General features: G+C 37.2%; 9 protein-coding genes. 4 read left to right on the top strand and 5 right to left on the bottom strand.

Features of this window, described 5'->3' with window-relative positions; translation table 11 throughout:
• Positions 1 to 17 precede the first annotated feature (17 nt).
• Positions 18 to 3,167, bottom strand: coding sequence for an efflux RND transporter permease subunit (locus tag WC644_11215; protein MFA5012505.1), 3,150 nt, complete (start codon positions 3,165 to 3,167; stop codon positions 18 to 20).
• 1 nt (position 3,168) lies between these two features.
• Entirely contained in the window at positions 3,169 to 4,284 is a 1,116-nt protein-coding gene (locus WC644_11210) for an efflux RND transporter periplasmic adaptor subunit (protein MFA5012504.1), read from the bottom strand.
• A 147-nt stretch (positions 4,285 to 4,431) separates the two neighbouring features.
• Between WC644_11210 and WC644_11205 the strand changes: the two genes are divergently transcribed.
• A complete protein-coding gene (locus WC644_11205) occupies positions 4,432 to 6,219 on the top strand; it encodes a long-chain fatty acid--CoA ligase (protein ID MFA5012503.1) in 1,788 nt (595 codons plus the stop codon).
• Between the two features lie 32 nt (positions 6,220 to 6,251).
• On the opposite strand, the gene WC644_11200 is transcribed toward WC644_11205, so the two are convergent.
• Both WC644_11200 and ndhC read right to left on the bottom strand, forming a co-directional pair.
• Positions 6,252 to 6,764, bottom strand: coding sequence for an NADH-quinone oxidoreductase subunit B family protein (locus WC644_11200; protein MFA5012502.1), 513 nt, complete (start codon positions 6,762 to 6,764; stop codon positions 6,252 to 6,254).
• Entirely contained in the window at positions 6,755 to 7,123 is a 369-nt protein-coding gene (gene ndhC / locus WC644_11195; protein MFA5012501.1) for an NADH-quinone oxidoreductase subunit A, read from the bottom strand. Before ndhC ends, WC644_11200 begins: the two co-directional genes overlap by 10 nt.
• Positions 7,124 to 7,278: 155 nt before the next feature.
• Here ndhC and WC644_11190 point away from each other — a divergent pair, with 155 nt between their 5' ends.
• On the top strand, positions 7,279 to 8,208 hold the full coding sequence (locus WC644_11190; GenBank protein ID MFA5012500.1) for a choice-of-anchor J domain-containing protein: 930 nt from the start codon (positions 7,279 to 7,281) through the stop codon (positions 8,206 to 8,208).
• 298 nt (positions 8,209 to 8,506) lie between these two features.
• Here WC644_11190 and WC644_11185 read toward each other — a convergent pair whose 3' ends face one another.
• Positions 8,507 to 8,653: a hypothetical protein gene (locus WC644_11185; protein ID MFA5012499.1), complete on the bottom strand. Its 147-nt coding sequence runs from the start codon at positions 8,651 to 8,653 to the stop codon at positions 8,507 to 8,509.
• A gap of 155 nt (positions 8,654 to 8,808) precedes the next feature.
• Here WC644_11185 and WC644_11180 point away from each other — a divergent pair, with 155 nt between their 5' ends.
• Positions 8,809 to 10,164, top strand: a complete 1,356-nt coding sequence (locus WC644_11180) for a T9SS type A sorting domain-containing protein (protein MFA5012498.1) — start codon at positions 8,809 to 8,811, stop codon at positions 10,162 to 10,164.
• Between the two features lie 65 nt (positions 10,165 to 10,229).
• Positions 10,230 to 13,437, top strand: a 3,208-nt coding sequence (locus WC644_11175; protein ID MFA5012497.1) for a hypothetical protein, incomplete at its 3' end; no start/stop codon positions are given.

Raw genomic sequence — 13,437 nt, 5'->3', positions numbered from 1 at the left:
ATCGTTTTATTTAAATATTACAGTTTAGCTAACTCTTCTTCCTCTTCCCTGCTTTTTTCCTTCCTGTGGAATTTTTCTTCAAACACGATATAAAGCGTAGGAACAAAAAGCAGTGTAAGGAAAGTCGAAACTGTTAAGCCGCCGATGACAGCAATTGCAAGCGGTGCCTGAGCAGACTGTCCGCCGATACCGATAGCGAGGGGAATTAGCCCAAGCACAGTGGCGAGAGAAGTCATTATAATAGGTCTTAATCTTGTCTTGCCGCCTTTAAGGACTGCCTCATGCAAACCCATACCTTTTTTTCTTAACCTGTTCATATAATCAATAAGAAGAATGCCGTTTGAAACGACGATACCGACCATAACAATTACCCCCTGAAATGAAGTAACGGATAAAGTAGTATTCGTAAGGAAAAGAATCCAGACGACGCCAACCATACCGAGCGGAACAGAGAACATAATTATAAACGGGTCAATCAGCGATTGAAACTGAGAAGCCATAACCATATAAACCAGCACTATAGCGAGACCGAAAGCAAGGTACAAAGCACTGAATGTTTTACTTTGCTGTTCAACGTTTCCGCTCATTTGAACTTCGAATGCGGGCGGGATTTTTACGTCTTTAAGTTTTGCTTTTATTTCTTCGGCAACATCGCCAAGCGGTCTTCCGCTCACGTTAGCAGTAACGTTGACGAGTCTTTCCTGATATTTTCTTTGAATAATAATAGGAGATTTGGTCATAGTTATCTCAATGAAATTACCGATAGGAACCGATTTGCCCTGAGAATTAATGACAGTCAACTTTTTAATATCTTCAATATTACTTCTATAATCTTCCGCAAGCCGTACGAGGATATTATACTGATTACCGGTTCTGGGGTCGCTGAATAAAGACGCAACTGTACCGCTCATGCTTGTAGCGATAGTGTTTGATATTTGTGAAACGCTAATCCCGAGCGCACCTGCTTTAACCCGGTCAACGGTAATTTTTGCTTCAGGCAGATTATTTTCCCTGCTAATTCTAACGTCAGTAGCCCCGGGGGTTGACTTAACAACATCAAAAACCTGTTTCGACAATTTATCAGCGTCATCAAAGTCATAACCTAAAATCGCAACATCGATAGGAGCCGAAGAGCCAAAGTTCAACAGGAATCTAAGGAATCCAGAAGGATTCAGGTAAAAATTAGCACCTGCAATTGCCTGCACTTTAGGTCTAAGAGCTTTAATAATTTCAAAGACATCGCGTTTACGTTCACCTCTTGGTTTGAGTGAAATCTGGACGGAAGCTGAGTGACTGCCAGCATTACCGCCGAAAGCACCGCCGCTTTTTGAATTGGGAACGCCGATATCAGCAGTAATAGTACTTACTTCAGGAACATTATCTAAGACAATCTGCTCAACTCTTTTAACAATGCCCTCTGTCATTTCAATCCTTGAACCGACAGGCAAAAGGATATTAATATTGAATTGATTTTCGTCACTATCGGGGAAGAACTCTGTTCCGATGAATTTAAACAATCCAAAAGAAAGAACGGCAAACACAAATATGCTAATAAGGACAAACTTTCTTCTTTTGATACAATATGCAAGGGAACTTTCATAGAGGTTATCTAAATTATCAAAGAAAACTTTTGTTTTAATCTGCAGCCAATCAGAAAGTTTTTTAGAATCAGGATTGACTTCTCTTTCGCCTTCCAGAGCTTTATAGCACATAAGGGGAGTGACTGTTCTGGACACGAAGAATGAAGCAAATAGCGAAACAGAGATAGTAACGACGAGCGGGATGAAGAGCAGTTTCGCAATACCTGTTAAAAATATAACGGGAAGGAATACAATAACAGTTGTTATGGTAGAAACAAAAATCGGAGAGGCAACCTCAGCAGCGGCTTCGAGGGTTGCAGTAAGTTTACTGACGTTCTGACTTTTCATCAAGGTATAGTGCCTCGAAATGTTTTCAAGCTCTACTATGGAGTCATCGACAAGCCTTCCAACACCAAGCGCCAGACCGCCGAGAGTCATTATATTTAGGGATATACCGCCGAATCTGAAGAAAATAAAAGTTACGAGAATAGACAGAGGAATTGCGATAAAAATAATTACAGTGCTTCTAACATTTCTAAGGAAAACTATAATTATTATAATCGCAAACATAGCGCCGAGCATACCTTCTTTTATTAGAACATTAATAGAGTCTCTAATATAATTGCTCGTGTCGAATGCAGTAGAAGTTTTAACGTTTGAAGGAACGTCCCTTAAAGTTTTTAAAGCTTCAATAATTTCGTTAACAACTTCGACCGTGTTCGCACCCGGAGTTTTTTGAACTCTAAGTATTACGCCTTCGTTTCCGTTAGTCCTAATCTTTTGTGTTTGTTCCTGATAAGAATCGGAAATAGTTGCAACATCCCCTATTCGAACAGGGACACCGTTTACATTTTTAATCACGACATCAGCAATGGGCTCTACAAGATTGAACTGGCTTTCCGTTTTCAGAGAAAAATCAAACACACCTGTTTTGATATCACCAGACGGAAGGATTAAATTCGAAGCGCTAATAGCCTGAACAACCTGCTGGACTGACAAACTTGCGGCTTCGACTCTATCTCTATTCAAGGTAACCTGTATCTCTCTTATTCTACCGCCGACAACGTTTGCAGCAGCAACGCCGGGAAGGTGTTCTATTTGAGGCTGAATATTATTATAAGCGATGTCATAAAGCTGCCGCTGATCCATATCACTGCTCAAAGCGATAGAAATAATTGGAAAATTAGTAATGTCAAACTTAACGACCTGAGGCTGGGAGACACCAGTTGGAAGAATATTCAAAACACGGTTAACTTTCTGAATGATATCAATCAGTCCTTCGCTTGTGTTAGCGTCCCAGTTAAAATAAATTCTAACTTGCGATGCCCCTTCTTTAGTCGTCGACTGAATGTAATCAACATCACTCGTAGAGCTGACAGCCCTTTCCAAGGGAATAGTAACACTTTGTTCCATATCAAGCGGACTTGCACCACTATAATAAGTAATAGCAGTTACGCTTGGTACCTGAATATCGGGAAGCATATCTATTGGAAGCTGTTTGAAAGAAACCAGTCCAAGTACAAAGATGGCTAAAGAAGCCATTAAAGTAGTGATAGGATATTTAAGTGCGAGTCGAGTAAGCCACATACTATTTATCTGCTATTTTAACTTTGGCTTTATCGCTGATAAGTTCCTGACCGACTTTCACAACCCTTTCGCCTTCATTCAAACCGCTGATAATTTCAGTTTCATTGTTAGCAGAAAATCCGGTTTCAACATACTTCAATACAGCGGTCAAATCATCATTAATAACATAAACGAAATGTTTGTCATCCCGCTTAAGTACGCATTCAGTGGGCAGTATCATCACATCTGATCTTGTATCGAGAATTATTTCTACCCTTGCAAACATACCGGGTTTAAGCAGTTCGTCTGAATTATCAATATCTACTTGCGCGGGCATTGTACGCGTACCGAGATCAACTGACTGGCTTATCTTATTAAACTTACCTTTAAAGATTTTATCGGGATAAGAATCAGTTCTTAAATTAACATCTGAAACATTATCTATTAAAGGCAGGTCACGTTCAAGGACATTAACCACAACTTTAAGTTTTCTAATGTTAGCAAGGACGAAGAGAGTATTTTGAGCGGCACCTGTGGCGCTAACGAATGTACCTCTTTCAAGAAGTTTTTTAGTAATATATCCTGAGAACGGCGCTCTGATATCGCAATAGCTAAGCTGAATTCTTGAATTCTGAAGGTTTGCCCTTGCAGTTTCAACCTGTGCATTTGAAACGTCGAGCTTTGTTCTTGCATTGTCAAAGTCTGCCTGTGAAGCCAGACCCTTTTCAAACAGTATTTTCGTTCTTTCAAGGTTAATCAAATCATTTTCTGCTGTTGCCTCGGCGACTTTTAGAACCCCTTCAATCTGTTTAACATTCTGTGAATATAGGCTTTTATCAATTGATGCAAGCAGTTTTCCTGAAGAAACATAGTCCCCCGCGTCAACGAATATTTTTTCAATATTACCGCTAACTCTTGAGAAAATGTTTGTTTGCTCTATTGCTAAGATATCTCCGGAAAAATTTATAATGTTCGAAATGTCGCCTCTTTTGGGAGTGATAACCTCCACGAAAGGAGTCGGCATTCCCCGCCTTTCTGATGCAGCCAAAATAGCACGGAATCTAAGATAAACAAAGATGCTCAAAGCGATTAAAATAATTACCGAAACTGATATTATTATCTTTTTCTTACGGCTCATTTATTAAATGTAATTGTTTCCAAATTTAGTATTTTTTAATTAGATATCAATTCAAAAGAAACAAAAATCGACAATTTTATTATGGCACATTAAATCAAATATTTTATTTAGTCTATTTTTATTAATTTAAAGCATAAACAAACAATCATGGGTATTCATAAAAAGACGCTTGTTCAGCTGCTGATAAACAATATCAAGAAATTCGATGTAATGAGAGACATATTCTTTACAAAGAAGAAGGATGTATACGAAGGAATAAGTATGTTCGGAATTGTAAATCATTCTATATGTATAAAGAATTTTCTTTTACGGCTCGGGCTCAGGAAGAACAGTACTCTTGCCATCATATCGGAAAACAGGATTGAATGGGTAATGACAGACCTTGCGTGCATGTTTTCAAACAATGTAAGCGTACCAATATATCCCTCACTTTCCTCGGAATCAATAAAGTATATTCTTTTAGACTGCAAGGCTGAGGTAGTCTTCGTCTCAACAACAATGCAGCTTGACAAAATTCGAGCGATAAAAAATGAATGTCCCGATTTAAAACATATAATATCGTTCAACGGAATTGGCAAGCAGGAAAACAAAGACCACATAATAACATTTTCTGATATATTCTGCGAGAAGAAAACACTAACAAAGAATGAACTTCTCGAAGCACTTGAAATTATTTCCGATAGTGTAAAAGAGGAAGACCTGCTGACGATCATCTATACGTCGGGAACAACAGGAGTCCCCAAAGGAGTTATGTTGACTCACAAGAATATTTTTTCGAACCTCAAAACGTTCCCTAAGATTCTACACACGGGCAAAGACGACGTATTTCTTTCATACCTACCGTATTCGCACATCTTTGAACGCACAGCGGGATATTATCTTGCATTATTTTTCGGCTCTAAAACTTACTACGCTCAGAGTATAGATACAATCGGTCTGCAGATGACTGAGGTGAAACCTACTATTATTATTACTGTACCGCGTCTTCTTGATAAGATATACAATAAACTTATAAAAACCGGTTACGAAATGGAAGAAGGTTTCAGAAAGAAAATTTATAACCGGGGGCTTGAGGTTGCAAGAACTCACTGGAACAATAAGAAATCGGTAAAATGGACTCTTGCTGATAAGCTGGTATTTTCGAAAATACGAGAAAAGACCGGGGGCATGCTTAGACTCTTTGTTTCCGGGGGAGGAGCTCTTAACAAATCCATCGGTGAGTTTTTTGAGGGTATAGGAATACTGACACTCGAAGGATACGGACTTACGGAAACTTCTCCGGTTGTCTCGGTGAACAGGACCGAGAAAAATAAGTACGGAACTATAGGACTTCCGATTAATAATGTTCAGGTAAAAATAGCTGATGACGGGGAAATACTCGTTAAGGGAGATATAGTTATGAAAGGCTACTTTAACCAGCCGGAAGAAACGGCTAAAGCAATAGTTGACGGGTGGTTTCATACCGGTGATATCGGAACGATGGATTCAGACGGTTACCTTAAGATTACTGACCGGAAGAAATCTTTGTTTAAATCTTCGGGCGGTAAATATATTGCACCTGCACAAATAGAATATCTCGTCAGCAATCTTCCTTATATTGATCAGGTTATGATAATCGGGAATGAAAGGATGTATGTAACGGCGCTTATCGTTCCAGAGATAAATGAATTGAAAAGTCTTGCAAAAAAACTCGGTATAAATATTGAATTTGAATCCGATCTATTTACTAATCCTGCTTTAATTAAACAAATTGATAAGGATATAAACGAGGTTCAGAAAAATCTTGCATCGTTCGAAAAGATACGTAAATTCAATCTAATACAAACACCATTTACTATAGAAGGAGGTGAACTTACTCCTACGTTGAAAGTGAAAAGAAAATTTGTAGAAGAAAAGTATAGGTACATCATAGATAATATGTACCACAAGGTATAAAACAAAGACCCTGCAACATTGCAGGGTCTTTGTTATGATAAATGTTTCTCTTTTATCTGCTCTTGTTTGCTATTACTGCCCTTACTTGCAAGCACCTTCTCCTGCAGAGTTATCAGCGCGTTCAATAGATTGTCGGGTCTCGGTGGACAGCCCGCCACATAAACATCCACAGGCAGAAACTGGTCTATTCCCTGTACAACGGGATAGCTTCTGTACATACCACCTGATGAGGTACACGCACCCATAGCAATGACCCACTTAGGCTCGGGCATCTGGTCGTAAATCTTGCGAACTACTTTTGCCATTTTATATGTTGTGGTTCCTGCAACAATCATAACATCGCTTTGACGCGGTGAAAATCTCATAACTTCAGAACCAAAACGTGCTATATCAAAACGCGAAGACGCAGTAGCCATCATTTCAATCGCACAGCAGGAAATCCCCATCGGCATAGGCCACATACTGTGTTTGCGTGCCCATTGCATTAGGTCATCAAGCTTACCAGTGAGATAACCGTCCTTACCAAGTTTTTCTTCTAATCCCATTTCAGAACCCCTTTTTTGTATTCATATATTAGCCCGGCTACGAGTATCACAATAAAAAGCATGGCTATTATTAAAGAATAAACCATTTCCGGTTTTGGAAAGTTCAGGAATGAAATTGCCCATGGATAAAGAAAAACAACCTCAATATCGAACACGATGAAGCTAACGGCGACCATATAGTATTTCACGGAAAACCGGTCGCGTGCCGAACCTATAGGCTCCATACCGCTTTCATATGTTGAAAGTTTTTCTGTGTCGGGTTTACTCGGTCCGAACCATGTCGATGTTTTAACAAAAATGAAGGCAAGCAAAATTGCAAACCCCATTATTAAAAGAATAGGTATATATAGACTTAACATAAAATAAGATACTTAAGATTGCTAAAAGTCTAAAGTCAAAAATTGCCAAATTTTCAAAATAATAATATAGTCCTGAAAATTTGCACATAAAATTTTTCGTTTCTTTATTTGTCAATTATACATACATTTAGCCAAATTAATCGAAAGGAAAAGAAATGAAGAAATTAATTTTTACGCTTTTAGCTTTAGCATTTATTATCCCGAGTGTCTTTGCACAAAGAATTCTTATTAACGAAAACTTTGAAACTACGGGATTTAACACAGACAGTCTTCCGCCTAACTGGGTAAAGGAAGATGTTGATGGAACAGGCGGACCAGGCAGAAACTGGGCAGTTAGAGACTCAAACACTAATTATGTCGGAACCAACGCATTACTTACTTCAAAAGCACACGACAGCAAAAGAGCCCTTACTATTCCGTGGAGTGCCGGTAATCCAATAGCAGATGATTGGACAATAACGGATACATTCACAGTTCAACCGGGTGACAGCTTAATTTTCTGGATGCTTATTGGAAGTCCTGAGGGTTTTCAGCCATATCTTGATACTATGCAGGTATGGACTTTGCTCGAACAATCTTCAGGTTTAACTCTGGAAAAACTTGCAACTATTAAGAGCAATGATAGTGCAGGCGTTCCACTTGCGAATAATGTTTGGATGGAACATAAATTTTCACTTACTGCATTTGCAGGTCAGAAAATTTGCCTTGGATTCAGATATTATATGAACACTACTAATGATGGATTCTGGTGCAATATCGATGACGTATTAGTCGGAAACCGAGCCAGCGTAGGCATTTCTCAGATAGGTACAAACGTCCCAAAGAAATACGCTCTTAGCCAAAACTACCCAAATCCGTTTAATCCTACAACAAAGATTAAATTCGATGTCCCTAAAAATGGAAGTGTTTTGCTTGAAGTCTATAACAATCTCGGACAGCTTGTAAAGACTCTGCACAACGGTAATACAAATGCAGGCTACTACGAAACAAACTTCGACGGAAGCGGACTAACAAGCGGTATCTACTATTACAAACTTACATCACAGGATTTCGTACAAACAAAGAAAATGATTCTTGTGAAGTAAAATTTCACATTTTCTATGCGTCAACCCGCCCCGATTCATCGAGGCGGGTTTTTTATTTCGATCCCCATAATTTTATTCTACGAATTATTATCAAGAAACCGTGTTCGATATCAGTGTCAATCTTAAATCAATCAGTTTTTGTCGTGCGTTCTTTTATAATCTCAATCAGCGTTTATATGTTTAATCCGTGAAATCTGTCTGCCAGTTGCTGTCAGGTGTTCTATTATTACGCCTCAAATTAAAAAAAGGCGGAAACCTTCGCTCCCGCCCTTTACTATTTTTCTATTACCTTCTAAGCCTATGCAGGTGAATTATACGTCTCAGTAAACAATTCTTTATAATCCTTCTGAAGCAATGCATTCTTCACATCCTTTGTTATTGAAGCACATTTATTCAGAACCATAAAAACATTATCCACAAAAAGTCTTATCTCGTCAAAGTCCATCGTTTGCGGCTTCTGGCTTATCGCTTCAAAAAGTTCAAGCTGTAATTTATCGAGAAGTGCAACTGAATATTTGGATTTTAATAATCATAAAATATGAGTAAATAACATTACCTAAAGTAAATCTATATTTTATTTAATTCAAAATATATAATATTATGAAAGTTTTATATTACCTCAAAAGTTCAAAATTAACAATACTTTCATTTCAGATTCTATTACTTTTATTTACCGTCTCTTCTTATTCCCAGTCAGGGTGGTTTTCTCAGCCGTTGCCAGTGAATGGACAGGTTAATGATCTTAAATTTATTAATGCAAACACTGGATTGATTTCTATGGATCCCGCAATAACACTTAGAACAATAAATGGAGGGTTTAATTGGTTAATAATTTTACCGGGTCAATATGTTGGTAATTTTGAAATAATTGATACAAGTACAGTATATGCAAATGGAATGAGTGCAAGCGGATATGGTATGTTATTAAGATCATACGATCTTGGTATTTCGTGGGATAGTCTGCCATTAGCAGGTTCCTGGACAGTAAACGGACTCTCATTTGTTAACCGTGACACCGGCTGGGTAGGCGGCACTGCTAGCGGGTTGCCATTTCTATGGAGGACAACAAATGCAGGAGTAACCTGGAACGTTCAATCAACCAATACAGGATTTGGAAAAGTGTTCTTTCTGAAGAACAAAGTAAACGGAGAGTATGTTGGTTGGTCAACGAATTATTCTGATCTATGGAAAACCACAAATTCGGGCGTAAATTGGATACAAATACAACAGTCATTTGGTATATCAAAGTTGTATTTTTTAGACGAGAATATAGGCTATGTTTCAGCGGGTGATAAATTCAAGAAAACTACAAATGGGGGTTTAAATTGGAATGTATATAACCTTCCAAATTTGAATTATATAGTTGGCAAGACTATTGCTGATTTTGAATTTGTAAATAAAGATACAATATATGGAGATAATGGAATTAGGTTTTTTGATGTTGGTGCAAAATATAGAGGAATTATCTGGATTTCAACCAATGGTGGTGTAAATTGGAACTTTCAACAACCTGATACATCATTTGGACAAATACAATTTACTGGAATTGATTTTGCAAATAAGGATACAGGGTGGAGTCTTGGATATAATATTGGAATCCGAACTAATGACGGTGGAGGACCTATAATAATAACCGGAATAAACAATCAAATAACAACCAAACCCGAACTGTTCATTCTTGAACAGAATTATCCAAATCCTTTTAATTCATCAACAAGAATAAACTTTTCTATATCAAGACCTTCATTTGTTTCATTAAACGTCTATGACATAACAGGAAAGGAGGTATTAAAGGTATATAACTACGAGTTTTTCACGTCAGGCAATTATTATGCGGGAATTGATATAGGAAAGATGGGTTTGTCTTCAGGTGTGTATATTTATAGAATGCGGGCTTCTGACATAAAAAGCAATAATGTTTTTGAGCAGTCAAGAAAACTTGTTTATGTAAAGTGATTAAAAATTTATTATTATCAGGTTTTTTAAATCAAACATTTTTTAGAATTTAAATAAATTTTAAAATGAGAAAATTAAAATTTATACTTGCAATGATTACAGTAGTAATTATAGCATTCACGAGTTTATCACAGTTAAATTCACAGAACAACCCTAATATGAAAAAAGGGTTTTATCTGGGACCAATGAGCCACTACTTTTTAAATGTTCTTGAAACAAGATCCCACCATCAATGGTATCAGGATTTATCCTACAATATGATGCATAGTTATTGTGCACATCTGGATTACTTTCCGAGCGAATGGAGCAATACAACTCAAAGAGACGGGGGATTTTTTGAACCCATCAAAAATTATCAAAGCGAGATGATTCAGGTAATCACGAACTGGAAGAATATCGCAAATGACAATTCTTTGATATTTGAAAGAGAAAAAATACTTCGCCCTGCTTATGGACAGAGATTTACATATCAGGCAGAAGACCCTGGAACGTGGCATTTAAAGTTTCCTTCATTCGGATATGCAAGCACAAATGTAACAGGTGAAAATGTAGATGATGATTTTACGGGCGTAACGATAAGAGGCAGATATTGCAAAGCAGGAAGAGATTCTGCGGGATTTATGGTAAAAGGTTTATATGAAAACTGCAGTCAGACAAATAACCTAACAAGGAAGCCGGACTCAACTAACAGCAGCGGCTGGGAAAGATTGTATTCTGATATTAAACAAAGTGAATATAAAATGCGTTGGTTTATCAAACCAAGGATGAGAATTGATTCTGTTTATGCAAAAACACATCCTAACGATACCGTTGTTATTGTTTATGTAAAGAATTTCAACGGTGATATTTTTGATACTACTTATATTAAATGCATAAATTTTTTAACTAAAGTAGGATTAAATTATTATTATGATGGGAGTTACCTCGAGAGATATTTTAATTCCAATTTACCAATTTTGGATACAGCTAATTTCCTCTCCGTCCTTGCAGATTCACTCGCTGTAGGAAAACGCGGCAGCCCAGACAAACCCGACTTTTTAAGTCAAATTGATTACCAGATAAAATGGCATGGCAAGGTTGATGTATGGCTTGACTACGTAAGAGTTGATGACTCATGGGCGCATTATCTTTTTACGGATACTTATGAAAATGAAATATTACCTGGGAATCAAAATCCCTGGAAATTTCATTTACGAATCAAAGAAGAAGTCGAAGCATTTGTTGAAACAAACAATGGACTTGGCTATTTCTGGGTTGACGAAGTGCAATATCCGAATCTGGAATGCATAGGTGAAGTTAACAAACTTGTAAAAAAGTACTCCAACAATCAAATGTCATTAATCTTTATCACTGACCCTAAAGCATTTATAGATTGGACCGCACTAAGAAACAAAAATATTGCGGATGAAAGACAATGGGATGTTTGTATGGACAAAGCAATAAGCGACAGCGCTCTTACGGATATAATGATAACACAATGGTTTCCTTTTTATTATACCTTAAGATATCCTGATGTATTTCCAAACATTCCTTCGACATATCACATTAGTCAATATGTTTTCCCTGCATCAAATTATTGTGCCTATACATCTGACAACGAGTTTAGTGTTCAGAATTCTATCTCCTGGTTCGTACGCCAGCAAAAATATTTTTATAAAAAAGCCAGAGATAAAGGATTAATATACGGCGTAATAAATCAGATTAACAGCGATGAGAATAATATTACTGGTTCCGGATTGGCTGGTGATTGGGGAATAAGGGAGCCAACTAATGAAGAAATCTCATTACTAATGCATACATCCATGGCATATGGAGCTAAAATCATGCTTGAATTTTCTTATACAAGTAAATTACAGGATACCGGTAAACACTCTTATAATTGGGGATTAACAACTTCCGACAGTATTTTCTCGGGGAAAAGGGATACAAATTATTATGGTCAGCATAAATGGGATTTTGTAGCAAATTTAAATTATAAGATTAAAAGAACAGGCGACTATATGTATCCCATGAACCTACCAAATGAACATTTGATACATGATAAAACACTAACGGTAAACCCTGTAACATATCCTGACTGCACTGAATGCGGATATACAAATTACGAATATGTAAACGATATAAAAAGTTTGGCACCATATCTAAATGGTGCAACGGTTCCCTGCAATCAAACAGAAGGAGGAGATTATGATAATTTGATTAAAAGATTTTGGGAGCTGGGGTTTTTTAAAACAAATCCTGCATCATCAAAACCTTTCGATAAAAGCAAGTATCTTTATGCTGTAAATAAAAGAACTTATCCGGTTAATGATGCCAATGTTTTCGGAGACATAAGAGTATTGAAAATTAAATTTAACCCCTCTCAATTACCTGGATTTAATAACTGGGTAATAAAGGAAGCAGTAACAGATTCCGTAATATCATACTTTAATAAATCTACAACTGAATTCGTGTATGCCGGAGAATTCCAACCAGGTGAAGGAAAGCTTCTTAAAATCGCTCCCGTAATGCAGGAAGGGGGAACGTTCGTATGCGATGAGGAAGTAATTTCTTCAACATTTGTGTGCGACAGCATTGTTTTCAATAACAACCATGAATTAAGGCTTTATCAGGGAACCACAATTAAGTTTAATCCGAAAGGTAAAATAGTATTCTCGGGAGGAAGTTTTTATTCAGGTATCTTACCCCAGAATTCATCTCCTACAATGACAGAATTTTCCGGAAACAACTGTTACTGGGAAGGTATATCATTTATAGGCGGCACGGATATACACATTTCAAATTCCGTATTCAAGAATATAGCTTACGAACCTCAGGGGGGATTGGACGCACAATATCAAAACTGTGCTCTCAGTATTATTAACTGCAATGATATTACAATAAACAGCAGTCAGTTTTATATAGACACTAAGTCAGGCGCAATCTATTATCAGTACAGCAGTTGCGAAAACCCATGGTGGCGAAATGCTTATATAGGCGGGAATAGCTTCATAATAAATGAAACAAATATTAGCAGCCCTTTGGTAACTTCATTTAACTCTTTGTCTGCAATAGAAACTCCAATAAGACTTGAGGGCAACTATTTTAACAACATTTCGGGAGTATCTGCAATCGCAGCGGCTGTTAACGGAGTCTGCGGAGGAACAATTAAAAATAATAATTTCAATAACTTCTCAGACGGCGTTATAGCAACAAACTCAAGTATAGATTTGTATTATAACCGGTTTTACTCGGAAATAATCGGAGCAAAATCAATCCAGGGATTTTCAGAAA

Source organism: Ignavibacteria bacterium, assembly GCA_041649015.1.
Classification (GTDB): domain Bacteria; phylum Bacteroidota; class Ignavibacteria; order Tepidaquicellales; family Tepidaquicellaceae; genus CAIKZJ01.
This window is presented reverse-complemented; position numbering and strand designations above follow the sequence as displayed.